The organism is Streptomyces sp. DT2A-34 (assembly GCF_030499515.1).
Lineage (GTDB): Bacteria > Actinomycetota > Actinomycetes > Streptomycetales > Streptomycetaceae > Streptomyces.
On the sequence record NZ_JASTWJ010000001.1, the window covers coordinates 940,639 to 966,902 of the forward strand.

Sequence of the window (26,264 nt, forward strand, 5' to 3'; positions counted from 1 at the left end):
CTGCTGGTTGTTCGAGGGGATTGTCATGACAAGAATGACAGCGCTGAGTCGCCCCTGTCACCGAGAGGACGCCGATGTCCTTCACCTCCGTACACCGCCGTGCCTGGCTGTCCGAGCGGGACTGCGACCTCGACGCCTTCCGCGCTCTCGTCGAGCGGACGACCGACCTCGCCGACTACCCGTACGCCGCCTCCGTGGAGCGGAACGTCCTGCGCTACGACAGTGAGCGGCTGCGTCGGGCCGAGGACGTCCGGGAGGTCCAGGCGGAGCTGGTCCGCGCCCTCACCGACGGCCCCGGCATCGTGGTCTTCCAGGGCGCCTTCCCGGACCCCGGTGTCGTCGACCGGCTCACCGAGGTCTTCGAGGCCCTGATCGCCGAGCAGCGCGCGTCCGGCGCCGACGCGGGTGACCACTTCGCCAAGCCCGGCGCGAACGACCGGGTGTGGAACGCGCTGGAGAAGGCGGCGCTGTACGACGCCGAGGCGTTCGCCGACTACTACGCCAACGACATCCTGGCGCTGGTCTCCACCGCCTGGCTCGGCCCCGGCTACCAGGTGACCTCACAGGTCAACGTGGTCAACCCGGGCGGCGCGGCCCAGACCGTGCACCGCGACTACCACCTGGGGTTCCTGTCGAACGCCGTGGCGGCCGCGTACCCGGCCCACGTGCACCGCCTCTCCCCCGTGCTCACCCTCCAGGGCGCCGTCGCGCACTGCGACATGCCGGTCGAGTCCGGGCCGACGATGTACCTGCCGTACTCGCAGACATACGAGCCGGGCTACCTTGCGTGGCGACTCCCGGACTTCCAGGCCCACTTCGAGGCACACCATGTCCAGCTCCCGCTTGCCAAGGGCGACGCGGCCTTCTTCAATCCGGCGCTCTTCCACGCGGCCGGCACCAACCGGTCGGCGGGCATCCGGCGCATGGCGAACCTGCTCCAGGTGTCCTCCGCGTTCGGGCGGGCCATGGAGACGGTGGACCGCGAGGCCGTCGCCAACGCCGTGTACCCCGTGCTGCTCAAGCGGCAGAGCGAGGGCGCCGACGAGGCGTGGACGGCGAACGTGATCGCCGCGAGCGCCGAGGGCTACCCCTTCCCCACCAACCTCGACAGCGATCCGCCGGTGGCCGGGCTGGCCCCGCCCTCGCAGGCGGAGGTCGTACGGCGCGCGCTGCGCGAGGCATGGACCCCCAAGGCGCTGCGGGACGAGCTGCGGGCCGGCGCCGAGCGGCGCCAGAGCTGACCAGAGCCGTCGAAAGCTGAAAGGACCCGGAAGGACATGAGACTTCTAGACGACAAGGTCGTCCTCGTCAACGGCGGCAGTCAGGGGGTCGGCGCGGCGATCGCGCGGGCGGCCGTCCGCGAGGGGGCGGTCGTGGCCGTCACGGGGCGGCGCGCCGAGCCCGGTGAGGCGCTGGTGGCCGAACTGGCCGCCGCCGGGGGCAAGGCCATGTTCGTACGGGCCGACCTCGCGGACGCCGACCAGGCAAAGGCCTCCGTCGCCGCGGTCGTCGACGCGTACGGCCGGATCGACTGCCTGGTCAACTCGGCGGGGTTGACCTCCCGGGGCACGCTGCTCGACACCACGCCCGAGCTGTTCGACCAGCACATCGCGATCAACCTCAAGGCGCCGTTCTTCGCCATGCAGGCCGCCGTCTCGGACATGGTCGCGCGCAAGGCCCCCGGCACGATCGTCAACATCATCACGTCCTCGGCGCACGGCGGGCAGCCGTTCCTCGCGCCGTACGTCGCCGCGAAGGCCGGCCTGATCGGGCTGACCCGCAACGCCGCGCACGCGCACCGCTGGGACCGGGTCCGGATCAACGGCCTGAACATCGGGTGGACGGCGACCGAGGGCGAGGACGCGACGCAGAAGACCTTCCACGGAGCCGCGGACGACTGGCGCGAGCAGGCCGCCGCGAAGCTGCCGATGGGCAAGCTGGGCCAGCCGGACGAAATCGCCGACTTCGTGGTCTTCCTGCTGTCGGACCGGTCCGGGGTGGTCACCGGTTCGGTGATCGACTGGGACCAGAACGTACTTGGAGGACTCGACTAAGGATTTGCCACGCTTCGTCGGCCGTCGTCTGCGGCAGCGTCGTGGCTCGTCGCGCCCACGCGGCGGAGCCGCAAATTGATGCAGCCCCGCGCCCCTAGGGGCGCAGCACTACCCCACCTCAAGGAGCAACACTCATGCGAATCGGCATCCTCGGCCTCGGCCGCATCGGCGCCTTCCACGCCGAGACCCTCTCCGGACTCGACGCGGTCGACTCCCTCGTCGTCACCGACCCGTTCGCGGACGCCGCCAAGGCCGCCGCGGAGCGGTTCGGCGCCGAGGTCGTGGACTCGCCGGAGGCCCTGCTGGCGGCCGGCGTGGACGGCATCGTCGTCGCCGCCGCGACCGACGCCCACCCGGCGCTGATCCTGGCCGGGGTCGAGGCCGGCATCCCGGTCTTCTGCGAGAAGCCCGTCGCCAAGACCATGAGCGAGGGCGTCGAGGTACTGAAGGCCGTCCAGGGCAAGGGCGTGCCGATCCAGATCGGCTACAACCGCCGCTTCGACACCGGTTTCGTGGCCGCCCGCGCCGCCGTGCAGAGCGGCGAGCTCGGCAAGCTGCACACGGTCCGCTCGACCACGCTTGACCCGGCGCCGCCGCCGGCCGCGTACATCGCCGCCTCCGGTGGCATCTTCCGGGACTGCTCGGTGCACGACTTCGACATCATCCGCTGGGTGACCGGCCGCGAGGTGACCGAGGTGTACGCCGTCGGCGGCAACAAGGGCGCCGACTACATCAAGGAAGCGGGCGACGCCGACACCACCGGCGCGATCCTCACCCTGGACGACGGCACCATCGCGGTGGTCTCCAACTCCCGCCACAACGCCCGGGGTTACGACGTCCGCATGGAGATCCACGGCTTTACGGACTCCATCGCCGTCGGCCTGGAGGACAAGCTCCCGCTGCGCTCGGTCGAGCCCGGCGTGACCTTCCCGGCGGGCACCCCGCACGACTTCTTCATGGACCGCTTCACCGCGGCCTACCGCGCCGAACTCACCGCGTTCACCGAGGTCGTGGCGGGCACCCGGCACTCGCCGTGCACGATCGAGGACGCCCTGGAGGCCGGCTGGATCGCGGACGCGTGCACACTGTCGCTGCATGAGCACCGTCCGGTGACGATCGAGGAGGTACGGCAGGGATGAACGACTCGGGCCGGGAACCACTGCGCATCGGGGTACTGGGCGCGGCACGCATCACCGAACTCTCCCTCGTCGGCCCGGCCCGCACGACCGGCCACCGCCTCGTCGCGGTGGCCGCGCGCGACCGGTCCCGCGCCGAGGCGTTCGCCGACGAGCACGACGTGGAGCGGGTGGTGGACTCCTACGCCGACCTGCTCGCCGACCCCGAGGTGGAGGTCGTCTACAACCCGCTCGCCAACGGTCTGCACGGGCCGTGGAACCTCGCCGCGCTCGCGGCCGGCAAGCACGTCCTGACGGAGAAGCCGTCGGCGAGCAACGCCGAGGAGGCGGCTGAGGTGCGGGAGGCGGCGGCGAAGGCCGGGACGGTCTTCATGGAGGCGTTCCACTACCTCTTCCACCCGGTGACCCGGCGCCTGCACGAGATCCTGGAGAGCGGCGAACTGGGCGAGTTGCAGCGGGTGGAGACGCTGGTCGCCATTCCGGCGCCCGGCGACACCGACCCGCGCTGGTCACTGCCCCTCGCGGGCGGCGCCGTGATGGACCTCGGCTGCTACAGCCTGCACGCGGTGCGGATGCTCGCCCCCTGGGCGGGCGGTGCGCCGCGCCTCGTCTCCGCGCGGGGCAGGGAGCGGGCGGGCGCGCCGGGCGTCGACGAGTGGCTGGACGCCGAGCTGGAGTTCCCCGGCGGGGCGAGCGCGTCCGCGCGCTGCCACATGGCGTACGGCGAGCTGGAGATGAGCTGCCGGATCGTCGGCTCGCGGGGCGAGGCGTTCGCGCCGAACTTCGTGCTGCCGCACCACGACGACCGGGTGGTGGTGCGTACGGCGGACGGCGAGCGGACGGAACGGCTCGGCACGCGCTCGTCGTACACCTACCAACTGGAGGCGCTCGCCGCCCACATACGCCGGGACGCCCCGCTTCCGCTGGACGCGGACGACGCGCTGGCGACGATGTCGCTGATCGACGAGTCCTACCGGGCGGCGGGGTTCGAGCCGCGGCCGCGTACGGCGCTCTGAAGGAAAACGGTCGGGCGCCGGGGAACTCCCCGGCGCCCGACCGTTTTTGTCAGTCCTGGTACAGCGCGGGCCGCTCGACCAGGTCCACGGGGACCCGGCCGCCCTCCTCCAACGCCCGTACGCCCGCCTCGCACACCGCCGCCACGGCGTACCCGTCCCACGCGCTGGGCCCGGTGACCTCGCCGCGCCGGGTGGCGTCCACCCAGGCCTGGACCTCACGGTCGTAGGCGTCGGTGAACCGCTCGATGTAGTCCTGGGCGATGATGCCGCCCCAGCGGCCGGCGGCGTTGGTGACCAGGGCGTGACCGTCGCCGACACGGGCGGTGCCGCGTTCGCAGACGACCTCGGCCTGGACCTGGTAGCCGAAGCCGCAGTTGACGTAGATCTCGACGTCCACGATCGCCCCGCCGTCGGTCTCGAAGACGACGAACTGCGGGTCGCGGATGCCGTCCGGCGCGTTGTCGGAGGGGGTCGGCGCCAGCACGGTGACGGCCGTGATCTCGTGGCCGAGCAGCCAGCGGGTCACGTCCATCTCGTGGGTCACCGAGTCGTTGATGAGCATCTCGGACGTCCAGCCGGGCGGGCTGGCGACATTGCGGTGCCGGTTGTGCAGCATCAGGGGGCGGCCCAGCTGCCCCGTCTCCAGCAGGGCCTTGAGCTTCATGTACTCGGCGTCGTAGCGCCGCATGAAGCCGACCTGGACCCGGCGTCGGCCCAGCTTCTGCTCGGCCTGAAGAACCCTCAGCGCGGAGGCCGCGTCCGGCGTGAGGGGCTTCTCGCACAGCACCGGCAGGTCGTGCTCGAAGGCCGTGAGGAGCGCCGCCTCGTGGGCGGGGCCCGGGGAGGCGACGATCACCGCGTCGACGTCGGCCGCCGCCATCGCGGCGGCCGGGTCGGTGTGGGCGGTGCAGCCGTCGACGCGGTCCGCGACCGATTTGGCGCGTTCCGCGTCGACGTCCACGACGGCGGTCACCCGTGCCCCGCTGGTGACCTCCTGGATGCGGCGCACATGGTCGGCGCCCATCCTTCCGGTACCGATGACGGCGACTCCGAGCGTGTGCGGACGCTGAGTCATGGTGATCGGCCGTCCTTTCGGATCGTCAGGCGCCGCAGGACCTCAGGAACTTACGGGTACGCACCGCGATGGGCAGCGGCTTGTCCGGCTCGCACGGGTACATGTCCTGCTCGACGATCGCGAACAGGTCCACGTTCAGCTTCTGCGCGGCCTCCAGGACCGGCCCCAACTCCGGTACGCCCGCCGGGGGTTCGCACATCACACCGCGCTGGACCGCGGGGCCGAACGGGATCTCGTTCTTCACCACGTCCGCGAGGATCTCCGGGTCGACCTGCTTGAGGTGCAGATAGCCGATGCGCTCGCCGTAGGTCTCGATCAGCTTGACGCTGTCGCCACCGCAGTAGGCGTAGTGACCGGTGTCCAGGCAGAGGTTGACCAGGTCGGAGTCGGTCGAGTCGAGGAAGCGCTCGACGTGGGCCTCGGTGTCGATGTGGGTGTCGGCGTGCGGATGCACGACGATGTCGAGGCCGAACCTCTCCTTCACCTCGTGACCGAGCCGCTCCATGCCCTTGGTGAGGTGGGCCCACTGCTCGCCGGTGAGCTCCGGCGGCTCCAGGATCTCGGCGGTCTTGTCGTCCCGCCAGAACGACGGGATGACGACCAGGTGCTTGGCCCCCATGGCCTGGGTGAGCGAGGCGACCTCGCTGACGTGCTCCCAGGTGGACTCCCAGACGGAGGGCCCTCGGTGCAGGCCGGTGAAGATCGTGCCGGCCGACACCTTGAGGTTCCGCTTGTTCACCTCGTCGGTGAGGCGGGCCGGGTCGGTCGGGAGATAGCCGTACGGGCCCAGTTCGATCCAGTCGTAGCCGGCCTCGGAGACCTCGTCGAGGAAGCGTTCCCAGGGCACCTGAACGGGGTCGTCGGGGAACCAGACGCCCCAGGAGTCGGGGGCCGAACCGACCCGGATACGGTCGAGCGCAGGGGACATGTCAGGACTTCCCTTCGGTGGTCGCCACGGGTGCGGTGAGGTCTTCCTCTTCGGGGAGCTCCTCGACGTCGACGCCGCGGACCTGGCTCAACTCGTGCTTGAGCGCGGCCAGTTCGGTGCCGCCGGCCATGTGGTTGGTGAGCTCTTCGAGGCTGACCTCGTCGCGGGAGGCGTTGAGCTCCATGGTGCCCAGGCGCAGGACGCTGAAGTGGTCGCCGACCATGTAGGCGTGGTGGGGGTTGTGGGTGATGAAGATGACGCCGAGGCCGCGGTCGCGGGCGGCGGCGATGTACTTCAGGACCACGCCGGACTGCTTGACGCCGAGGGCGGCGGTGGGCTCGTCCAGGATGAGGACGCGGGCGCCGAAGTAGACGGCGCGGGCGATCGCCACGCACTGGCGCTGGCCGCCCGACAGAGTGCCGATGGGCTGCTCCAGGTCGTCCAGGACGATGCCCATGTTGCGCAGCTCTTCGTCGGCCGTCTTCTTCATCTTCTCGATGTCGAGACGACGCAGCGGCCAGGGGCCCTTGGTCATCTCCGAGCCGAGGAAGAAGTTGCGCCACACCGGCATCAGCGGGACCACCGCGAGGTCCTGGTAGACCGTGGCGATGCCCTTGTCGAGGGCCTCACGCGGGGTGGAGAAGCGCACCGGTTCGCCGTCGACGAGGAACTCGCCCTCGGTGTGCTGGTGCAGCCCGGAGATGATCTTGATGAGGGTGGACTTGCCGGCGCCGTTGTCGCCGAGGACGCAGGTGACCTGGCTGGGGAACACCTTCAGGTCGACGCCGTGCAGGGCGCGGATGTTGCCGTAGGACTTGCCCGCCGCGCGCAGTTCGACGATCGCGGCGTCCTTGGTCGGAGCCTTGTCCTCGAGGATGGCACCGTGGGTGCCGGTTCCGTTGGTTGTCATTCGGGTCACCTCCGGGTCGCCGTGCGCTGGACCCACAGATTGATGAGGACGGCGCCGAGGAGCATCACGCCGAGGAAGGCCTTGAACCAGTCGGGGTTCCAGCCGGCGTAGACGATGCCCTGCTGGACCATGCCGAACATGAACGCGCCGAAGACCGGGCCGATCGCGGAACCGGCGCCGCCGGTCAGCAGACAGCCGCCGATAACGGCCGCGGCGATGTAGATGAGCTCCTGGCCCACGCCCTCGCCGGACTGCACGGTGTTGAACGAGAACAGCTGGTGCATACCGACGAACCAGGCACCGAAGCCGACCAGCATGAACAGCGAGATCTTCGTGAACGTCACCGGCACACCGACCGCGCGGGCGCTGCCCTGGTTGCCGCCGACCGCGAAGATCCAGTTGCCGTACTTGGTGCGGAGCAGGACCCAGGTCGCCAGCGCCGCGAAGACCAGCCACCACACGACGGTGATCTTCACCTGGACGCCGCCGACGTCGAAGGACGAGGCGAAGAGCGCCTTGGCCTGGTCGAAGCCGTCCATGTCGCTGATGTCGTCCGTGGCGACGTTGCCGGTGATCAGCTTGGTCACCGCGAGGTTCACGCCCTGGAGGATCAGGAAGGTGCCGAGGGTGACCAGGAAGCTGGGCAGTCCGGTCTTGACGAGTAGCCAGCCGTTGAACAGACCCACCGCGAGCGACACGATCAGGGCGACGATCACACCGACCCAGACGTTCATGCTCAGCTGGTAGGCGGTCATGCTGGCCGTCAGTGCCGAGGTGATCACGGCGACACCGGACGACAGGTCGAACTCGCCGCCGATCATCAGCAGCGCGACCGGCAGGGCCATGATCCCGATGGTCGACGACTGGTACAGGATGTTCGCCATCGAGCTGCCGTCACGCACGGCCGGAGCCGTGATGAGGAAGAAGATCAGCACCGCGACGGCGCCGAGGAAGACGCCGACCTCGGGACGGGCGAGGAGGCGCAGCGCGAGGGGGCGCTGCTGGGTACGCCCGTCGGATTCCTTGCTGGGGCCGGGGGCCGACGGTGTGGTCACCGCCGGCTCAGCCTGTTGGGTCATGTTCGTCACCGAGTGCCCTTCGCGGCGAACTTGTCGATGGTCTCGACATTCGTCTTGTCGACGAAGGCAGGTCCGGTCAGCACCGGTGCCTCGCCGCCGCCCATGTAGTTGCCGTTGTTCTTGTAGAGCCACAGGGAGTCGATCGCCAGGTAGCCCTGGAGGTAGGGCTGCTGGTCGACGGCGAACTCGATGGAGCCGTCCTTGATCGCTCCGGTCAGCTGCTTGTTGAGGTCGAAGGTGGCGACCTTCGCCTTGCTGCCCGCCTCGTCCACGGACTGCGCGGCCGTCAGCGCGTACGGGGCGCCGAGGGCGACGACGTAGTCGATGTCGCTGTCCGTCTTGAGCTTGGCGGTGATCGTGGACTTCACGGACGGCATGTCCGTGCCGTTGACGTTCAGGTTCTCGACGTCACCCTCAAAGGTCTTCTTCACGCCGGCGCAGCGCTGCTCCAGGCCGATGTTGCCCTGCTCCTGGATGACACAGACGGCCTTCTTGGCGCCGGCCTCGTTCAGCCGCTTGCCGAGCGCCTCGCCCGCCACGGTCTCGTCCTGGCCGAAGAACTCCGTCAGGCCGAGCTTCTGCCAGTCGCTCACACCGGAGTTGAGGCCGACCACCGGTATGCCGGCCGCCTTCGCCTTGCTCACGACGTCCTTCATGGCGTCCGGCTTGGCGAGGGTGATCGCGATGCCGTCGACCTTCTGGTCGATCGCGTTCTGGACCAGGTTGGCCTGGTTGCCCGCGTTCGGGTCGTTGGAGTAGATCAGCTTGATGTTGTCCTTGGCGGCGGCGGCCTCGGCGCCCTTGCGGACGATGTCCCAGAAGGTGTCGCCCGCGGACTGGTGGGTGACCAGGGCGACCGTCATCCGGGGGGTGGTCGCCTTGCCGGCGGAGGCGCCCTCCGCGCTCTCCTCAGCCTTCTTGCCGCCGGAGCTGCTGGAGCATCCTGCGAGCGTCAGCGCTGCCGCTGCTGCGACGGCCACTACGGGGGCCAGTCTGCGGGAGCGAGAGTAAGAGCGGTCCATCTTTCCAGCACCTCACTGTGCGACGGGGGGTGTGCGACTGGGGAAAGGGAGTCATCTGGATCCATGTCCCGGACCCTTGAAAAGGCCGGGTCGTGTGCCGTGGAACACGGCGGTGGCGTTGGGAAGGGATCCAATCCCTGGATGCGCCCGCTGTCAATACTTTGTTAAGACATCATTTCACACTCAGGTCCGAATGTAAGTACAAAGTATTGACAGCGTCGGCCTCCACGTCCTACACCTGGGAGGCGGCAGGCCCGCTGGGACCCGCAACCCCTGTCCAGCTCTAGGAGCGTCGCGCATGGCCGAGTCAGCCAAGTCCTTCGACTTGATCACGATGGGAAGGATAGGAGTCGATCTCTACCCCCTGCAGTCTGGCCTACCTCTGACGCAGGTGGAGACGTTCGGCAAATTCCTCGGCGGCTCCGCCGCGAACGTCGCGGTCGCCGCCGCTCGGCTCGGCCGTGCCACCGCCGTGATCACCCGCACCGGCGACGACCCCTTCGGCACCTACCTGCACGAAGCCCTGAAGGACTTCGGCGTCGACGACCGCTGGGTGACGCCCGTCGCGGCGTACCCGACGCCGGTGACGTTCTGCGAGATCTTCCCGCCGGACGACTTCCCGCTGTACTTCTACCGGCAGCCTAAGGCCCCTGACCTGGAGATACATTCCGACGAGCTGGACTACTGGGCCATCCGCTCGACCCGGGTCTTCTGGATCACCGGCACCGGCCTGAGCGAGGAGCCGAGCCGCTCCGCCACCCTCGCCGCCCTCAAGGCGCGCGACAAGGCGGGCACCACGGTCTTCGACCTCGACTGGCGCCCGATGTTCTGGCGCGACCCCGAGGAGGCCCGCCCGTACTACGCCGAGGCACTGCGGCACACCACGGTCGCCGTCGGCAACCTCGACGAGTGCGAGGTCGCCACCGGCGTCCGCGAACCGCGTGCCTGCGCCGAGGCGCTGCTGGCGGCCGGCGTGGAGCTGGCGGTCGTCAAGCAGGGCCCCAAGGGCGTCCTGGCGGTGCACCGCGACGGCACGGAGGCCGAGGTGCCGCCGGTGCCGGTCGAGGTGGCCAACGGCCTCGGCGCGGGCGACGCCTTCGGCGGCTCGCTGGTCCACGGTCTGCTGTCCGGCTGGGATCTGGCCACGACCATGCGGTACGCCAACGCCGCCGGCGCCCTCGTCGCCTCCCGCCTCGCCTGCTCCTCCGCGATGCCCACCGAGTCCGAGGTCGAGAGCCTCCTCGCGCAGGCGTCGTGACGGCCGGCCGAGCCACCCCTGAACGGAGCTTCCCTTTGAGCATGAGCATCCCCGACCTCACCGCGGTCAGAGCCCGGAACCCCGAGGCGATCGCCGAGGCCGCCGCCCGCCGCGTGCGCCGCCCGCTGATCGGCGACAGCGGCCGCCTGATGATCGTGGCCGCCGACCATCCGGCACGCGGCGCCCTGGGCGTCGGCGACCGGCGCCTGGCCATGGCCAACAGGGCCGATCTGCTGGAGCGTCTCTGCGTCGCGCTGTCGCGGCCCGGCGTCGACGGGGTGCTGGCCACCGCCGACATCCTGGAGGACCTGCTGCTCCTCGGAGTCCTCGACGACAAGGTTGTCATGGGCTCCATGAACCGCGGGGGCCTGGCCGGGGCGTCCTTCGAGATGGACGACCGCTTCACCGGCCACCGCGCCGAGGACATCGCCCGGCTGCGCTTCGACGCGGGCAAGCTGCTGGTGCGCGTCGACTACGCGGACGCCGGTTCGCTGACCACCCTGGAGACCACGGCCCGCGCCATCGACGACATGGCCGCGCGGCGACTCCCGCTCTTCGTCGAGCCGTTCATCTCCCGGCGGATCGACGGCCAGGTGCGCAACGACCTGTCCGCCGAGGCCGTCACCAGGTCGATCGCCATCGCGTCCGGCCTCGGCGGCACCTCGGCGTACACCTGGCTGAAACTGCCCGTCACCCATGACCCCGACGACATGGCCGAAGTTCTTGAGACGTCCACGCTTCCCGTCGTCCTGCTGGGCGGTGAGGTCGGGGGCGACCAGGAGGGCGCGTACGAGCGCTGGCGCAAGGCGCTCAGGCTCCCCACCGTCCAGGGCCTGGTCGTCGGCCGCTCGCTGCTCTACCCGGCCGAGGGCAGCGTGGAGACGGCGGTGGACACGGCCGTCGGCCTGTTGTGACCCGGATTGTGAGGCGGAGAACTCAATGACCTATCACCTTCCCGCGGGAAAGGCGCTCGGCGGCCCGTACGTCGTGGACGTCACGCCCGAGAAGGCCGGCTGGGGCTACTCCAGCCTGCGGATCCTGGAGCTGCCGCCCGGCGGCTCGCACAGCTTCGACACCGGTGACAGCGAGTGGATCGTCCTGCCGCTGAGCGGCGGCTGCACGGTCGAAGCCACCGACGATTTCAGCCACGACACCTTCCAACTGACCGGCCGTGAGGGCGTGTTCAGCGGGGTCACCGACTTCGCCTACGTGCCGCGCGATGCCCGTACGACCGTCTCGTCCACCGGCGGCGGACGGTTCGCGCTGACCGGCGCGCGCTGCACCCGGCGGCTGCCCGCCCGATACGGGCCGGCGTCCTCGGTGCCGGTGGAGCTGCGCGGCACGGGCAACTCCTCCCGCCAGGTGAACAACTTCGGCGCGGCGGGCGTCTTCGAGTGCGACAAGCTGATCGCGGTCGAGGTCATCACCCCGGGCGGCAACTGGTCGTCGTTCCCGCCGCACAAGCACGACGAGCACCGGCCGGGTGAGGAGTCGGTCCTGGAAGAGATCTACTACTTCGAGTTCGCCGACCACGAGGGCACCCCCGGCCTCGGCTACCAGCGCGTCTCCCCGTCCGGACACGGCCGGGGCACCGACGTCCTGGCCGAGGTGCGCGGCGGCGACGTCGTACTGATCCCCGACGGCTGGCACGGGCCCTCCATGGCCGTGCCCGGCCACCACATGTACTACCTCAACGTCATGGCAGGTCCCGAGGCCGAGCGCGCCTGGCTGATCTGCGACCACCCCGATCACGCCTGGATCCGCGGCACCTGGCCGGACCAGCCCGTCGACCCCCGTCTGCCCCTCTACACCGCTCCGTCCCAGTGAGGTCCCCGATGAGCCAGTCCACCGTCCGCCTGACCGTCGCCCAGGCGCTGGTGCGGTTCCTGTCCGCCCAGTACACCGAGCGCGACGGCGTACGGCACCGGCTGATCGCCGGCACCTGGGGCATTTTCGGCCACGGCAATGTGGCCGGCATCGGTCAGGCCCTCCTCCAGGCGGGCGAGGAGGTCATGCCGTACCACCAGGGCCGCAACGAGCAGTCCATGGTGCACGCGGCCGTCGGCTACGCCCGGCAGCTCAACCGCCTCTCCGCGCAGGCGGTGACGACGTCGATCGGTCCGGGCGCCACCAACCTGGTCACCGGCGCGGCCCTGGCCACGATCAACCGCCTGCCCGTTCTCCTCCTCCCCGGCGACTACTTCGCCTCGCACGCCCCCGACCCGCTGCTCCAGCAGCTGGAGCACCCGACCGAGGCGGACGTGTCGGTCAACGACACCCTGCGCCCGGTCTCCCGGTACTTCGACCGGATCACCCGCCCCGAGGCCCTGATCCCGTCCGCGCTGAACGCCATGCGCGTGCTCGCCGACCCCGCCGAGACCGGCGCGGTCACGCTGGCCCTCCCCCAGGACGTCCAGGCGGAGGCGTACGACTGGCCTCAGGAGTTCTTCGCCGAGCGCGTCTGGTACGTACGGCGCCCCGCGCCCGACCCGGTCGAACTGACGGCGGCCGTCGAGGCGATCCGGGCCGCCGAGCGCCCCCTGATCGTCGCGGGCGGCGGCGTCCACCACAGCGAGGCCGAGGCGGCGCTGAAGGCCTTCGTCGAGGCCACCGGCATCCCGGTCTCCTCCACGCAGGCCGGCAAGGGCTCGCTGCGGTACGACCACCCCGCCGACCTCGGCGGCATCGGCCACACCGGCACCTCGGTCAGCGACGACATCGCCCGCACCGCCGACCTGGTGATCGGCGTGGGCACCCGGTACACGGACTTCACCACCGCCTCCGGCACGCTCTTCCAGAACCCGGACGTGCGCTTCCTGAACCTCAACATCACCGGGTTCGACGCGCACAAGCTGGCGGCGCGGACGCTGGTCTGCGATGCGCGGACCGGTCTGGAGCAGCTGACCGGGGCGCTTTCCGGCCACCGCGTGGACGCGGCGTACGAGACCGAGTACCGCGCCGGCAAGGAACGCTGGGACGCGGTCGTCGAGGCCGCGTACCGGGCCGGCGACGAGAGCGCCGTACCGACGCAGACCCAGGTGCTGGGCGCGCTGGACGCGGTCGTCGGCGACGACGACGTGGTGATCAACGCGGCCGGGTCGCTCCCGGGCGACCTGCACAAGCTGTGGCGGTCCCGCTCGCCGCGCCAGTACCACCTGGAGTACGGCTACTCCTGCATGGGCTACGAGATCCCGGCGGGGATCGGCATCCAGCAGGCCGCCCCGGACACGGCCGTGTGGTCGCTGGTCGGCGACGGCACCTATCTGATGATGCCGACGGAGATCGTGACGGCGGTCCAGGAGGGCCTGCCGGTCAACATCGTCCTGATCCAGAACCACGGCTACGCCTCCATCGGCGGGCTGTCGGCCGAGACCGGCGGCGAGCGCTTCGGCACCGACTACCGCTACCGGGCCGCCGACGGCACCTTCACCGGCGCCCCGCTCCCGGTCGACCTCGCCGCCAACGCGGCCAGCCTCGGCATGGACGTCCTGCGCGCCAAGACGGTGCGCGAGCTGCGCGAGGCGCTGGCCACGGCCCGTGCCTCCGACCGGCCGACCTGCGTGTACGTCGAGACCGACATCACGAACCCGACCTCGCCGGGCGCCGAGGCATGGTGGGACGTGCCCGTCGCCGAGGTCGCCTCCCGCGAGGCAGCCGTCGAAGCCCGCGAGCGGTACGACCAGCACGTCACCGACCGTCGCCACCACCTCTGAAATCCCCGCACACGCCCCGCACTTGAAAGGCCCTTTCGCACTATGAAGACCATCACCCACTGGATCGACGGCAAGCCCGTGGAGGGCGGCTCCGGCCGCTTCGCCCCCGTCTACAACCCGGCCACCGGCGCCCAGGAGAAGCAGGTCGCCTTCGCGACCGTCGACGAGGTGGACGCCGCCGTCGCCTCGGCGAAGGCCGCGTTCGAGAGCTGGGGCCAGTCCTCCCTGGCCAAGCGCACGGCGATCCTGTTCAAGTACCGCGAGCTGCTCGACGCGCACCGCGACGAGATCGCCGAGCTGATCACCGCCGAGCACGGCAAGGTGCACTCCGACGCGCTCGGCGAGGTGGCGCGCGGCATGGAGATCGTGGAGCTGGCCTGCGGGATCTCCGTGCAGCTGAAGGGCGAGCTGTCGACGCAGGTGTCGTCCCGGGTGGACGTGGCCTCGATCCGGCAGCCGCTGGGTGTGGTCGCCGGCATCACGCCGTTCAACTTCCCGGCGATGGTGCCGATGTGGATGTTCCCGCTGGCCATCGCGTGCGGCAACACCTTCGTGCTGAAGCCGAGCGAGAAGGACCCGTCGGCGTCGTACCGGCTCGCCGAGCTGGCCTCCGAGGCCGGGCTGCCGGACGGTGTGCTGAACGTCGTGCAGGGCGACAAGGTGGCCGTGGACCGGCTCCTGGAGCACCCGGACATCGAGGCGGTCTCCTTCGTCGGCTCCACCCCGATCGCGAAGTACATCCAGCTCAAGGCGGTTGAGCACGGCAAGCGCGTGCAAGCCCTGGGCGGCGCCAAGAACCACATGCTGGTCCTGCCGGACGCCGACCTGGACTTCGCCGCCGACCAGGCGATCAACGCCGCGTACGGCTCGGCGGGCGAGCGCTGCATGGCCGTGTCGGTCGTGGTCGCGGTCGGCGACACGGGTGACGAGCTGGTCGGCAAGATCGCCGAGCGCGCGAAGAACCTGAGGATCGGCCCCGGCAACGACCCGGCCTCCGAAATGGGCCCGCTGATCACGCGCGAGCACCGCGACAAGGTGGCGTCCTACGTGGCGTCGGCCGCCGAGCAGGGCGCGGAGGTCGTCGTCGACGGCACCGGTTACTCGGTCGAGGGCCACGAGGACGGCTTCTTCCTCGGTGTCTCGCTGCTGGACCGGGTGCCGCTGACGGCGGACGCGTACCGGGACGAGATCTTCGGCCCGGTGCTGGCCGTGGTCCGCGCGGAGACGTACGAAGAGGCCATCAAGCTGATCAACGACTCCCGTTGGGGCAACGGCACCGCGATCTTCACCCGGGACGGCGGCGCCGCCCGCCGCTTCCAGCTGGAGGTCAAGGCGGGCATGGTCGGCGTGAACGTGCCGATCCCGGTGCCGGTCGGCTACCACTCCTTCGGTGGCTGGAAGGACTCGCTCTTCGGCGATCTGCACATCTACGGCAACGACGGCATCGCCTTCTACACGCAGGGCAAGGTGATCACCACCCGCTGGCCGGACCCGTCCGACGGCGGCATCAACCTCGGGTTCCCCAGCAACTCCTGACACCCTGACAGGGAGGTTCGTCCGATGGCGAAGACCCGCGGCTCCACACGTGCCGGATCCGCCTCCGCGCTCGACTCGCTGGACTTCGCCCTGGACCGGGGCAGTCCCGTGCCGCTGTACTACCAGCTCGCCCAGCAGCTGGAGTCGGCGATCGAGCACGGGGCCCTCGCTCCGGGGAACCTCCTGGGCAACGAGGTCGACCTGTCGGTGCGGCTGGGCCTGTCCCGGCCCACCGTCCGGCAGGCCATCCAGTCTCTGGTCGACAAGGGGCTGCTGGTACGGCGGCGCGGGGTGGGCACCCAGGTGGTGCACAGCCAGGTCAAGCGCCCGCTGGAGCTCAGCAGCCTCTACGACGACCTGGAGGCGGCCGGGCAGGGTCCGACCACCGAGGTCGTCCGCAACGAGCGCGTCCCGGCGGAAGCCGACGTCGCGGCCGCGCTCGGCATCGCGGAGGGAGCGGAGGTCACGGTCCTGGAGCGGCTGCGCTGCACGCACGACCAGCCCGTGGCCATCCTGCGCAACTACCTGCCCGCGAGCCTGCTCGACCTCGACACGGCTCGGCTGGAGTCGACCGGCCTGTACCGGATGATGCGCGCCGCCGGAATCACCCTGCACAGCGCCCGCCAGACCGTCGGCGCCCGCTGCGCGACCGCCGAGGAGGCCGAGCGCCTCGACGAGAAGGAGGGCGCCGCGCTGCTGACCATGCAGCGCACGGCGTACGACGACACGGGCCGGCCGGTCGAGTACGGGACGCACATCTACCGCGCGTCCCGGTACGCGTTCGACTTCCAGCTGCTGGTCAGGGTTTGAGGCTCGCGGTGAACGGCGTGACCGGCCGCTCCAGTCGTTGCCCGTCCACGGTGATCTCCACGGCCTCGTTGTAGAAGGCCAGGAGCCCCTTGACGGGAGCCACAGCGGCCAGCGGCGCGGCATAGCTCCAGACGATGTTCCGCGGGACCTCGCCCTCGCCGCTCCAGTTCCAGTACTGGGCCGTGCCCTTGTACGGGCACCCGGTGCGGTGGTCGGCGGGCTCGAACAGGTCGAGCCGGACGTCCTCGCGGGGCAGGTAGTACCGGGTCGGCAGCCCGGTCTCGAACAGCAGCACCGGGCGGTGGGTGTCCGCGACGACGGTGCCGGCGATCTCGACCTGGACATGGCGGCTGCTGGGCATGGCGTCCACCCGTTTGTGCGGGTCGCGCGGGTGGATGAAGATCTCTTCCTCCTCCTCGTACCAGTGGTCGAGGCCGCTCCCCCAGCGCCGGAACCACTCGAAGGAGAGGTGCCCGGCGAGGTCGTCGGCGGGGAAGGTCCACGCGGCGTTCTCCACCAGCTCGCCGCCGACTTCGAGGTCGTAGAAGATGCGCGACCCGGTGTGCTTGCCCGGCGACGGGTTCTTGGCCGGGCGGAGGAGGTCCGTGCGGACCTCCTCACGCGGGAACGCGTAGCACGGCACAGGCAGCTCGGGTTCCCACACCAGGACGGGGTGCCGGCTGTCGACGACGGTGACGTCACCCTTGCGGCCACGCACCCAGCGCTCGCTGGGCTCCCACAGGAGGCCTTCGGGGGTCGTACGGACGGACCGCTCGGTGGGGAACAGAGGCATGGCCACTCTCCTTCGGCTCCTCTTCGGAGCGTACTCCCGCAGCGGTGAGCGGGCTCCGTGGTGAGCGGGCCCCGCGGTCAGTGGGCCGCGTGGTCAGTGGGCCGCGTGGTCAGTGGGCCGCGTCGAGCCGGGACCGCAGCTCCGGGCTCAGCTCCAGGTCCACGGCGGCAAGGCTCTCCTCCAGCTGGGCCACGGACGACGCTCCGACCAGCGGGATGATCGGCAGCTCGGCGCCGATCTGCCAGGCCAGGACGACCTGGTTGACGGTGGCCCCGGTCTCCTGGGCGACCTCCCGCAGGACCTTCAGGCGGGTCGGGGTGCCCGGGTGGTCGAAGTCGGCGGGCAGCCGGTCCGGGTGGGTGTAGGCGCCCTTCAGCAACGGCGAGTAGGCGACCAGCGTCAGGCCGGGCTCGGCCCGCAGGTAGCTGAGCAGGTCGGGGCCGGCGTGGCCGAGGCTGCCGTCGGGGAACAGGCCGTCGGGGACGTCGAGGCGGGGCCGCAGGTGGCTGTGGGCGTACTGGAGCACCTCGTAGCCGGGCAGTCCGGCCGCGGCGGCGAGGGCGCGGGCCCGCTCGACGCGCCAGACCGCGTGGTTGCTGACGCCGAGGAGACCGACCGTGCCCTCGCTCACCAGCTCGGCGAACCCCTCGACGGTCTCCTGGAGGGGCACCTGCCGGTCCTCGATGTGGGCGTAGAGCAGGTCCAGCTTGGCCACGCCGAGCCGGTCGCGGCTGCGCTCGGCGGACTCGCGGATCACCTTCGCCGACAGGCCCTCCGCGTTGTCGACGTAGCTGGTGCCGGGGGCCAGGGGGCGGGCACCGAGCTTGGTGGCGATGACGATCTCGTCGCCGACGCCGCGGCTGCGGCGCCACCGGCCGAGCAGTTCCTCGCTCTGTCCGCCCTGACCGCCGTCGACCCAGAAGGCGTAGTTGTCGGACGTGTCGATGAAGGTTCCGCCCGCCTCGACATAGCGGTCGAGTACGGCGAAGGAGGTCTCCTCGTCGGTCTGCGAGCCGAACAGCATCGCGCCGAGCGCGAGGACGCTGACCTCGCGGCGGTTCTTCGGGTCGGTGCCGATGGTGCGGTACTTCATGGCTGGGTCCCCTCCCGTTCGCGCGCCCGCCTTTGGGGCACGAACGGGAGTCTTCATCTTGAAGCGCACTTCAAGTCAAGGGAGTTCGCGGCAGATTCGCTGGATCGACGGGCTCAGGGGGCGAACGGGCCCTCCAGCGCCGCCCATTGCAGCAGCATGATCGTCTTGGCGTCGACGATCTCCCCGGTGCGGATCATCTCCAGGGCCCGCCGGAAGGGGAGTTCGACGATCTCGATGTCCTCGCCCTCCTCGTCCAGGCCACCGCCCTCGTGGGTGTGGGTCGAGGGGCCGTAGGCGGCGGCGTAGAAGCTGACGCGTTCGGTGACCGAGCCCGGGCTCATATAGACGTCGAAGACGTGCCGGACGTCGCCGATGGTGTGCCCGGTCTCCTCCACCACCTCGCGCCGCACCGCGATCTCCGGGTGCTCGTCATCGTCGTCGAGCAGCCCGCCCGGCGTCTCGACGAGCATGCCGTCGGGGTGGCCGTTGACGTACACCGGGAAGCGGAACTGGCGGGTGAGCAGGACGGTTTCGCGTTCGGCGTCGTACAGCAGCATGGTCGCCCCGTTGCCGCGGTCGTGCGTCTCGCGCTGCTGGGTGCTCCAGGTGCCGTCGGCGTGCTGGAAGTCGAAGGTCGTGGCGCGCTCGACGTACCAGTGGCTGGACAGGAGTCGCACGTCCCGCACCTTGACCCGGGGGTTGCCGGTCAGGTCCCGGCCGGCTTGGTCGAGTCCGGTGCGGCCGCGGCGGTCGGGGGTGTCGATGCCGGCGGTCATCGGGCACCGGCCGGATGGATGAGCGAGTTGGTCATGGCCCCGCTTCTACCATCCTTCAGCCCGCGACGTCGGCCTTGTCCAGCACCTGCTCCGACGCGGACGGCCGGACGTCCAACGCCTCGTCGAAGGCGCTGAACGACGTGGTGGTGACGTTTCCGCCGCCCTTGTAGACGGTCCTCAGCAGGTACGGCTTGCCCTCGGTAGCCACGTAGAAGGTGTACGCCCCTTCCTTGTCCGCCTTGTCCGTGACGTGCACGGCGATCACTTCCCGGCCGCCGACGCGGGTGGCCGCGCCCTTCTTCGCCGTGCCGAAACGACTTGAACGTCCAGGTGCACGCGGCCAGTCCGTCGCCCGGCTGCGCGTCGTCGGCGGGCACCTTCGCCCACTGCTTCGGCCGGACGCCGACGACCGGCCGGCCGCTCCAGTTCTCGAGACAGGTCTCGTCCGGGCGGACGTAGTCCGTCTCACCGATCCTGATCTGTTGTCGCCCGGGGTGTTGCTCATGTCGATGGTCACGGAACGCAGTGCGCGCATCGTGCCGTTGGCCTCGTCGAGCAGCTCTGCCGCGGACTTCTCGGCGCCGCCGGACCCGGCCCCGACCCCGCACCCGGCGAGCGCGGCTGCGATGAACAGACATGCCGGCGCCGTCGTCATGGGAATCGTTCGCATCGAGCCCCCCAGCTCCCTCCCCGTTCACCGAATGACCATGCTCATGATCGGCAGCGGGGGCCTACCAGTCCCGGTGACCCGACGATCCGGGCGAACGACCGGCCTGCCCCCGCTCCGTGCGGGTTCCGCAGCGGTACCACTCCCGCTCAGCAGTCAGCCCTCGTGGTCCAGCAGCCGCCCCATGTGCGTCCAGCAGCCTGGTGCTGGGTCTGCTGGGCGGCTTCCTGATCGGCCCCGTCCTCGAACCGCGCTTCGGCACTGGCGGCGGCGGGCTCGATTCCATCGGGCTGACCGGGTTCGGGACCCTGGCCGCGTTCGCCCTGCTGACGGCCTGCCTCAACCTGTTCTACGGCTTCGACCTGCCGCGCGGGCCAGGGGCGCACGTGGGCTTGAAGTGAGCACTCCCGCCGGGGTCCTGGCCAAGGGCCGCAGACCTTTCAGGACCCCGGCGGCACAGCCTGCTCGAAGCCGAGTTCGCACAGGGCGGTGCGGAGTTTGTCCGCCGCCTCGTCCAGGACCGACATGTCCTCCTCCGGCTTCGCGTCGGCGAAGTCGAGGTCCCCCAAACCCCACATGGGCGCCACGTGAATGTGCAGGTGCGGCACCTCGAAACCGGCGATGAGCAGTCCGGCCCGCGGAGCGTTCCACGCCCGCTGCACACCCTGGCCGACCGCCTGGGCCACCTGCATGCAGTGGGCCAGCAGTTCACCGTCGACCTGCGTCCACTGGTCGACCTCGCGCCGGGGCACGACGAGGGTGTGACCGGGCGTCAGCGGTGCGATGGACAGGAACGCCGTCGCGTGCGGGTCCTGCCAGACGAACCGGGCGGGAAGCTCGCCGTCGATGATGCGGGAGAAGACGGTGGTCATGCATGCCCCTTCGCTGCGGGAGAGCTCTCGGAGCGAGCCTACGCACTGCCCCACGCGACGGTTCCCTTGAGCGGCTCATTGGTGCTGGCCCGCAGGAGGCGCGGTCTGTCGGCGATGTGGCCTTGGCTTCCCGCTGGACGACCTGCTGACGGGTGAACGCACCGCTGCGGTGGGAGCGGCAGCCGGCACGGACACCGAGCCGCTGCCCGGGGGCGTCGGACGGGTCGTGCCGAAGGCGTCGTCCGCGAGGAAGACGTTGCCGACGCCCGCCACCGGCAGACGCGCACCACGTCGGGTCATCGCACGGCCCCGCTCAGCGGCCGGTCGGAGCTGCCCGGCTGCTTGCGGACGAAGGCCGACCGCAGGGCGTGATACGGCGCCTGCGGGTCGAAGAAGATGGCGCGCATACGGGCGAGTTCGGCCCGCCGGTGGTCCGCGAGCGGTCGCCGTTCCTCGTCCGCCTGCCGTGCCGCGGCCTTCGCGGCAACTCGCCGCGCGAGGTCGGGGGCGGCGGCGAGGGCGGCCGCCCTGCGCTCGGTCTCGGCGGCGAACTCCTGTGCCCGGACTGCCACCAGCTGGTCCACCAGGCCGATCCGTGCGCCCGTGGCGGCACTCACGGGCAGCGCCTCGCTCGTCAGCCGCCGGGCCGTCTCCACTCCGACGCGACGCGGCAGCGTGTACGTCCAGTACTCCGAGCCGTACAGCCCCATCCGCCGGTAGTGCGGGTTGAGGACGGCGCCCGCGCGGCACCACACCTCGTCGGCGGCCAGGGCGAGCATCAGGCCGCCGGCCGCCGCGTTGCCGCCGAACGCCGCCACCACCAGCCGGTCGGTGGTCCGCAGGACCGCATCGACCAGGTCGTTCATGGCGTTGAGATTCGCCCAGGACTCACCGGCCGGGTCGGCGGCCGCCTCGATGACGTTCAGGTGGATGCCGTTGGAGAAGAAGTCACGCATCCCACCGAGGACCAGCACCGAGGTGGGGCGGGCGAGGGCGTGCCGGTAGGCGGTGAGCAGCCGGCGGCACTGGTCGGTGCTCATCGCCCCGCCGGGGAAGGAGAAGGTCAGGAAGCCGATGTCGCCGCGCTGCCGGTAGCGGATGTCGGTCCAGGTGCGCCGGTCGGCGGGCAGTTCGAGCGGGGCGGGGTCCTCCGGCAGCCGGTGCGGGCCGGCACCGCTGCGTGCGCCGTCGGTCGCGAAGGACGCGAGCACGGAGGCCGCCGGGCGGCGGAACGGCGCGGGGTCGCCGGAGCTCTTACGAGGGCGCAGCTCCGGGATCCACACCGCGCCGTCCCGGGTGGCCCGGCAGACCGCCCCCGCCCGTGTGGCGAGCAGCTCACCCGGCCGTCCGCGCAACCGGTCCTCGGGATGCCCGCCGTGCAGGAACACCTCCCGGCCGAGGATCTCGTCCAGCACACCGGGCTGCGAGTCGCCCCCGCGCAGCTTGCGCAGCACCACCTCGGTACTGTCCCTCCCCCAGTCGATCCTGCGCTGCTCCTGCCGGAAGAAGTCGCGCCACACCACCCCGACCTCGGGATCGCTCTGCCGCCACGGTTTGAACGAGCCGTCGGCATACCGCTGCACGGCCAGCAGTACAGCGGCCGTGGCGGCGTCGGAGACCTCGCCCCGGTACAGGTCGCTCTTGCCCACCGGCGGCACCGGGAACGGCTCGGACGCCCAGATGTCGCCCGCGTCCATCGACGCCTCCGCCTGGAGCACCGTCACTCCCCAGCGGGGCGCCGCCTCGGCGATCGCCCAGTCCAGGGAGGAGGGACCGCGATCGCCGGGCGGCCCGGGGTGCACGACGAGGCAGGTGTGCTCCCGCCACACGTCCTCCGGGAGCGCCGTCTTCAGCATCGGAGCGATGATCAGCTCCGGGCGCGTCTCGTGTACGGCGGCGCGCACCGCGTCGGGACCGTGCGAGGCGAGGACGACATCCACCCGGTGCCCGAGGTCCGCCAGTTCGGCGTACACACGCTGGGACAGGCTGTTGAACGCGCTGGCGACGAGCAAAATGTTCATGACACGGCATGCTCGCCGGTTTCCGCGGGCCCGGGAAGGATCACGGCGGCGTTTCGCCCACCACGGTCAGGTCTCTTCGTCCATCCGGATCGCGTCCCTGAGCCGGTCGACGGCCTCGCTCTGCTCGCCCTAGTACACATCCACCAGGGCCTCGGCGATCGGGTCGAGCTTGCGCCGGCCTCGTGTGTTCGGCGCGCATCTCGGCGGAGGCGATGAGGAAGCCGTCACCCCGGACGGCGGGCGCCTCGGCCGACCCCACACGAAAAGGGCCCTCACAGGCTCTCGCCCACGAAGACCCTTCGCACCGTCGGGACGACAGGATTTGAACCTGCGACCCCTTGACCCCCAGTCAAGTGCGCTACCAAGCTGCGCCACGTCCCGGTGCCTGTCGCGCGGCGAACCGCGTGATCACGCAAGCAGAACTTTACCCCACGCCGGGGACCGAGCCGAAGAGGGCGTCCGGTGAGGGGTGGGCAGTGCGATGGACAATCGGTGTATGGCCACCACACCGTCAGGACGGCAGACCGACGCACGGGACCGGGACAGCGAGGGCCGGGCACGCAACGCGCGCCCCCGGGACGGTCTCGGGCGCCCCCTCCCCTACGGCGCGGACGGCGTCGCCCGCCAGCCCGAGGGCGTCGTACGCACTCCGGAGCAGAGCGTCGCCGAGGCACAGCTGCTGCTGGACGCGGGGAAACCGTTCCATGCGCACGAGGTCTTCGAGGACGCGTGGAAGACGGGCCCGCAGGAGGAGCGGGCCCTGTGGCGGGGGCTGGCCCAGCTCGCGGTGGGCCTCACCCACTCGGCTCGCGGGAACGTGACGGGCGGGGCGAGGTTGCTGCGGCGCGGGGCCAGGGCTGTGGAGGAGTGGGCGTCGGCTGACGGGCGGCAGCGGCCGTACGGGATGGATACGGCCGGGCTGGTCGCGTGGGCGCGGGAGCTGGCGGGGGTCGTGGAGGAGGGCGAGGAGACCGTGGATGCGCGGCGGTGGGCGCCGAGGCTGCGCGGGCGGTCGTAGAGGGGGCGGCAGACCTCCGGCCCCATGAATCGGGCGGCTCACCGGGATGCGTCGACCGCGCAGGCCGGCGACGCCCAGCGCACCGCCGCCGCAAGCCCCGCGCCCCCACGCCCCCACGCTCTCGGGCGTCCACCACCGAAGACATGGACGCGGTGTCCGCGTTGTCAGTGGCGTGCGGCAGACTCGGGGCGTGCGAAAGATTCATGTCATCGGTATCGGTGCGGGCGACCCCGAGCAGCTGACGCTGCAGGCGGTCAGGGCGCTGCGGAGTACGGACGTGTTCTTCATCCTCGACAAGGGCGAGGTGAAGTCCGACCTCACGCAGCTGCGCCGGGACATGCTGGACGCGCACATACCGGAGGGGACGTATCGGGTCGTCGAGGCACGGGATCCGGATCGGGACCGGTCGGCAGGGGGCGCCGCGTACTCCCCGGCCGTCGGGGACTGGCGCAGTGCCCGCGCCGGGATCTACGAGCGGCTGATCGCCGAGGAGCTGGGCGAGGACGAGACCGGCGCGTTCCTGGTGTGGGGTGATCCCGCGCTGTACGACAGCACGCTCGGCATCCTGGAGGAGGTGCTGGACAAGGGCGGGGTGGAGTTCGAGTACGACGTCGTGCCCGGCATCAGCAGTGTCTCGGCTCTCGTCGCCCGGCATCGGACAGGGCTCAACCGGGTCGCCCGGCCCGTGCAGATCACCACCGGCCGACGGCTGGCCGAGGGCTTCCCGGACGGCGTGGACGACGTGGTCGTGATGCTCGACGCCCACCAGGTCTTCCGGCAGTACGCGGACCAGGACATCGACATCTACTGGGGCGCGTACATAGGCACCCCGGACGAGATCCTCGCCTCGGGCCCGATCGCCGAGGCCGCCCCCCGCATCGAGCGGCTGCGTGCCGAGGCCCGGGAGCGCAAGGGCTGGATCATGGACACGTATCTGCTGCGCCGGAATCCGACGGAGCAGAAGGAGTAGCAGGCGCAGGAAGCGCAGAAGGGCAGGAGGCGGGGCACGAGGCTCAGCAGGCGCGCGCCTCGGTCGGCATCCGCACCGCACCCGAGCGGACCGCCCCCGCATGCGCCCTCGGCCCACCGCTGTGATCGTGGCCCCGTGACGCTCGCCCCTGAGCGGGCCGGGCTGAAAACCCGGTGCGGCGTACGGCGGTCCGCCGTGATACTCGCCGCATGTCTGCCGCGCCGGTCCGTTTCCACGATCCCCTCAGCAAGGTCTACGAGTTCACCGACTCGGTCCTGGTGCGCTGCCCGCGCTGCGAGGAGATCGCGCACTACGAGTGGCGCCCCGCCATCGCCCCGGACGCACACGGCACGTCGTCCCCGCAGCGGCGTCTGGTGTGCCGGTCCTGCGGGCTGGCGCGCACCTCATGGGGGGCGGGGGGCCGGTGCGCGAACCCGGTTCTGTGGCTGCAGACCGAGACCCGGCACGGAGTGGTGTGGGCCTACAACCTCGCGCACCTGGACCTGCTCAGCCGTTTCGTGGCCGCCTCGCTGCGGGAACGGCCGCCCTGGTACGAGCACGGCCGGAAGATGACCTACGTCGCACGTCTGCCCGCCTGGATCAAGCGCGCCAAGAACCGCGACGAGGTGCTGCGCGCCATCGACCGCATCCGCGCCTCCGTCGTCACAGGGTGAGACCGAGCCGCTCCAGCACCCGCGACACATCAGGCACCGCGGCCACGCCCTCCGGTAGCGGGGGGCGTCGTACGACCACGACCGGGAGAGCGAGCCGGCGGGCGGCCGTGAGTTTGGCCGAAGTCGCCTCTCCGCCGCTGTCCTTCGTCACCAGGACGTCGATGCGGTGCTCCCGCAACAGTGCCGCCTCGTCGTCCGCCGTGAACGGTCCGCGGGCCAGCAGGACTTCGGTGTGCGGGGGCATCGGCGGCTCGGGCGGTTCGACGGAGCGTACGACGAAGTGCAGGTCCGTGAGGTGGGCAAAGGCCGCCAGGCCCAGGCGGCCGGTGGTCAGGAACACGCGGCGGGCGAGGCTCGGCAGCAGACCGGCGGCCTCGTCGAGGGAGGCGACCTCGTGCCAACGGTCCTCGGGGCCGGGACGCCAGCCGGGGCGGCGCAGGATCACCGCCGGCACGCCGGTCGCCGTCGCGGCTCGGACCGCGTTCGCCGTGATCGACTCGGCGAAGGGGTGGGTGGCGTCCACGAGGGTGTCGACGTGCTCGGCGCGCAGCCAGTCGGCCAGGCCCTGCGCTCCGCCGAAGCCCCCGATGCGTACGTCCCCCTCGACCGCGCCCGGCCGTGCCACGCGCCCCGCGAGCGAGGTGGTGACGCGGACGCCGTGGCGCGCCGTGAGCGCGGCGGCGAGTTCGCGGGCCTCGGTGGTGCCGCCGAGGATCAGGATGTGCCGGGGGGACATGGGGGAGCGTACGAGGTGGCGTCCGGAGGGTGGCACCTCGGGTGCCACCTGCTCCGACGTCTTTTCGGGCGAACACTATGAACACAACGATCAGATCGTGGTCCCTC

The 26,264-nt window shown here is 70.9% G+C and carries 26 protein-coding genes and 1 tRNA gene; 14 read left to right on the forward strand and 13 right to left on the reverse strand.

Features of this window, described 5'->3' with window-relative positions; all coding sequences use genetic code 11:
- The first annotated feature begins 74 nt into the window (after positions 1-74).
- The 4 genes from QQM39_RS03965 (at position 75) to QQM39_RS03980 (ending at position 4,206) form a co-directional block, all read left to right on the forward strand.
- Positions 75-1,241, forward strand: a complete 1,167-nt coding sequence (locus QQM39_RS03965) for a phytanoyl-CoA dioxygenase family protein (RefSeq protein ID WP_301995212.1) — start codon at positions 75-77, stop codon at positions 1,239-1,241.
- A 36-nt stretch (positions 1,242-1,277) separates the two neighbouring features.
- Positions 1,278-2,054: an SDR family oxidoreductase gene (locus QQM39_RS03970; RefSeq protein ID WP_301995213.1), complete on the forward strand. Its 777-nt coding sequence runs from the start codon at positions 1,278-1,280 to the stop codon at positions 2,052-2,054.
- A 134-nt stretch (positions 2,055-2,188) separates the two neighbouring features.
- Positions 2,189-3,193, forward strand: a complete 1,005-nt coding sequence (locus tag QQM39_RS03975; RefSeq protein WP_301995214.1) for a Gfo/Idh/MocA family oxidoreductase — start codon at positions 2,189-2,191, stop codon at positions 3,191-3,193.
- Positions 3,190-4,206, forward strand: coding sequence for a Gfo/Idh/MocA family protein (locus tag QQM39_RS03980; protein ID WP_301995215.1), 1,017 nt, complete (start codon positions 3,190-3,192; stop codon positions 4,204-4,206). The genes QQM39_RS03975 and QQM39_RS03980 overlap by 4 nt, the downstream gene beginning before the upstream one ends.
- Positions 4,207-4,255: 49 nt before the next feature.
- On the opposite strand, the gene QQM39_RS03985 is transcribed toward QQM39_RS03980, so the two are convergent.
- The 5 genes from QQM39_RS03985 to QQM39_RS04005 are packed head-to-tail and all read right to left on the reverse strand — an operon-like array spanning position 4,256 to position 9,220.
- On the reverse strand, positions 4,256-5,281 hold the full coding sequence (locus QQM39_RS03985) for a Gfo/Idh/MocA family protein (protein WP_301995216.1): 1,026 nt from the start codon (positions 5,279-5,281) through the stop codon (positions 4,256-4,258).
- A gap of 25 nt (positions 5,282-5,306) precedes the next feature.
- A complete protein-coding gene (locus tag QQM39_RS03990) occupies positions 5,307-6,209 on the reverse strand; it encodes a sugar phosphate isomerase/epimerase (protein ID WP_301995217.1) in 903 nt (300 codons plus the stop codon).
- Position 6,210: 1 nt separating this feature from the next.
- Positions 6,211-7,119, reverse strand: coding sequence for an ATP-binding cassette domain-containing protein (locus tag QQM39_RS03995; protein ID WP_301995218.1), 909 nt, complete (start codon positions 7,117-7,119; stop codon positions 6,211-6,213).
- Between the two features lie 5 nt (positions 7,120-7,124).
- Positions 7,125-8,198 (reverse strand): ABC transporter permease, encoded by a 1,074-nt coding sequence (locus QQM39_RS04000; RefSeq protein WP_301995219.1) that lies wholly within the window; start codon positions 8,196-8,198, stop codon positions 7,125-7,127.
- Between the two features lie 5 nt (positions 8,199-8,203).
- Positions 8,204-9,220 carry a sugar ABC transporter substrate-binding protein gene (locus tag QQM39_RS04005; RefSeq protein ID WP_301995220.1) on the reverse strand — a complete coding sequence of 339 codons (1,017 nt, stop codon included), beginning with the start codon at positions 9,218-9,220 and terminating at the stop codon, positions 8,204-8,206.
- Between the two features lie 298 nt (positions 9,221-9,518).
- Between QQM39_RS04005 and iolC the strand changes: the two genes are divergently transcribed.
- The 6 genes from iolC to QQM39_RS04035 are packed head-to-tail and all read left to right on the forward strand — an operon-like array spanning position 9,519 to position 16,537.
- Complete coding sequence (iolC, locus tag QQM39_RS04010) at positions 9,519-10,478, forward strand: 5-dehydro-2-deoxygluconokinase (RefSeq protein ID WP_301995221.1); 960 nt, start codon at positions 9,519-9,521, stop codon at positions 10,476-10,478.
- A gap of 35 nt (positions 10,479-10,513) precedes the next feature.
- On the forward strand, positions 10,514-11,392 hold the full coding sequence (locus QQM39_RS04015; protein ID WP_301995223.1) for a deoxyribose-phosphate aldolase: 879 nt from the start codon (positions 10,514-10,516) through the stop codon (positions 11,390-11,392).
- A 25-nt stretch (positions 11,393-11,417) separates the two neighbouring features.
- Positions 11,418-12,305, forward strand: coding sequence for a 5-deoxy-glucuronate isomerase (iolB, locus tag QQM39_RS04020; protein ID WP_301995225.1), 888 nt, complete (start codon positions 11,418-11,420; stop codon positions 12,303-12,305).
- Between the two features lie 8 nt (positions 12,306-12,313).
- The gene (iolD, locus tag QQM39_RS04025; RefSeq protein ID WP_301995226.1) at positions 12,314-14,191 is read left to right on the forward strand and encodes a 3D-(3,5/4)-trihydroxycyclohexane-1,2-dione acylhydrolase (decyclizing); all 1,878 of its coding nucleotides are present in this window, start codon (positions 12,314-12,316) and stop codon (positions 14,189-14,191) included.
- Positions 14,192-14,233: 42 nt separating this feature from the next.
- Positions 14,234-15,727 carry a CoA-acylating methylmalonate-semialdehyde dehydrogenase gene (locus tag QQM39_RS04030; protein WP_301995227.1) on the forward strand — a complete coding sequence of 498 codons (1,494 nt, stop codon included), beginning with the start codon at positions 14,234-14,236 and terminating at the stop codon, positions 15,725-15,727.
- A gap of 24 nt (positions 15,728-15,751) precedes the next feature.
- On the forward strand, positions 15,752-16,537 hold the full coding sequence (locus QQM39_RS04035; protein ID WP_301995228.1) for a GntR family transcriptional regulator: 786 nt from the start codon (positions 15,752-15,754) through the stop codon (positions 16,535-16,537).
- Here QQM39_RS04035 and QQM39_RS04040 read toward each other — a convergent pair.
- The 4 genes from QQM39_RS04040 to QQM39_RS04055 all read right to left on the reverse strand — a co-directional run bounded on the left by QQM39_RS04040 (position 16,527) and on the right by QQM39_RS04055 (position 19,869).
- Positions 16,527-17,330 carry a DUF427 domain-containing protein gene (locus QQM39_RS04040; protein ID WP_301995229.1) on the reverse strand — a complete coding sequence of 268 codons (804 nt, stop codon included), beginning with the start codon at positions 17,328-17,330 and terminating at the stop codon, positions 16,527-16,529. The two genes, QQM39_RS04035 and QQM39_RS04040, sit on opposite strands and share 11 nt — an antisense overlap.
- Positions 17,331-17,439: 109 nt before the next feature.
- Entirely contained in the window at positions 17,440-18,423 is a 984-nt protein-coding gene (locus QQM39_RS04045; RefSeq protein ID WP_301995230.1) for an aldo/keto reductase, read from the reverse strand.
- 113 nt (positions 18,424-18,536) lie between these two features.
- Entirely contained in the window at positions 18,537-19,199 is a 663-nt protein-coding gene (locus tag QQM39_RS04050) for an NUDIX domain-containing protein (protein ID WP_301995232.1), read from the reverse strand.
- Positions 19,200-19,254: 55 nt separating this feature from the next.
- Positions 19,255-19,869 (reverse strand): hypothetical protein, encoded by a 615-nt coding sequence (locus tag QQM39_RS04055; RefSeq protein ID WP_301995234.1) that lies wholly within the window; start codon positions 19,867-19,869, stop codon positions 19,255-19,257.
- Positions 19,870-20,069: 200 nt separating this feature from the next.
- On the opposite strand from QQM39_RS04055, the gene QQM39_RS04060 reads away from it, so the two are divergent.
- Entirely contained in the window at positions 20,070-20,267 is a 198-nt protein-coding gene (locus QQM39_RS04060) for a hypothetical protein (RefSeq protein ID WP_301995235.1), read from the forward strand.
- Positions 20,268-20,306: 39 nt separating this feature from the next.
- Here the strand turns inward: QQM39_RS04060 and QQM39_RS04065 are convergent, their stop codons facing one another.
- The 3 genes from QQM39_RS04065 to QQM39_RS04075 all read right to left on the reverse strand — a co-directional run bounded on the left by QQM39_RS04065 (position 20,307) and on the right by QQM39_RS04075 (position 23,140).
- Positions 20,307-20,738 carry an HIT family protein gene (locus QQM39_RS04065; RefSeq protein WP_301995236.1) on the reverse strand — a complete coding sequence of 144 codons (432 nt, stop codon included), beginning with the start codon at positions 20,736-20,738 and terminating at the stop codon, positions 20,307-20,309.
- Between the two features lie 296 nt (positions 20,739-21,034).
- Positions 21,035-22,759, reverse strand: coding sequence for a hydrogenase maturation protein (locus QQM39_RS04070; RefSeq protein ID WP_301995238.1), 1,725 nt, complete (start codon positions 22,757-22,759; stop codon positions 21,035-21,037).
- A gap of 307 nt (positions 22,760-23,066) precedes the next feature.
- Positions 23,067-23,140, reverse strand: a tRNA-Pro gene (locus tag QQM39_RS04075).
- 115 nt (positions 23,141-23,255) lie between these two features.
- Here QQM39_RS04075 and QQM39_RS04080 point away from each other — a divergent pair.
- The 3 genes from QQM39_RS04080 (at position 23,256) to QQM39_RS04090 (ending at position 25,421) form a co-directional block, all read left to right on the forward strand.
- Positions 23,256-23,777 (forward strand): DUF309 domain-containing protein, encoded by a 522-nt coding sequence (locus tag QQM39_RS04080; protein ID WP_301995240.1) that lies wholly within the window; start codon positions 23,256-23,258, stop codon positions 23,775-23,777.
- Positions 23,778-23,967: 190 nt separating this feature from the next.
- On the forward strand, positions 23,968-24,747 hold the full coding sequence (cobF, locus tag QQM39_RS04085) for a precorrin-6A synthase (deacetylating) (protein WP_301995241.1): 780 nt from the start codon (positions 23,968-23,970) through the stop codon (positions 24,745-24,747).
- A 209-nt stretch (positions 24,748-24,956) separates the two neighbouring features.
- Positions 24,957-25,421 carry a hypothetical protein gene (locus QQM39_RS04090; RefSeq protein WP_301995242.1) on the forward strand — a complete coding sequence of 155 codons (465 nt, stop codon included), beginning with the start codon at positions 24,957-24,959 and terminating at the stop codon, positions 25,419-25,421.
- On the opposite strand, the gene QQM39_RS04095 is transcribed toward QQM39_RS04090, so the two are convergent.
- The gene (locus QQM39_RS04095; RefSeq protein ID WP_301995243.1) at positions 25,411-26,157 is read right to left on the reverse strand and encodes a cobalt-precorrin-6A reductase; all 747 of its coding nucleotides are present in this window, start codon (positions 26,155-26,157) and stop codon (positions 25,411-25,413) included. The two genes, QQM39_RS04090 and QQM39_RS04095, sit on opposite strands and share 11 nt — an antisense overlap.
- Between the last annotated feature and the right edge of the window lie 107 nt (positions 26,158-26,264).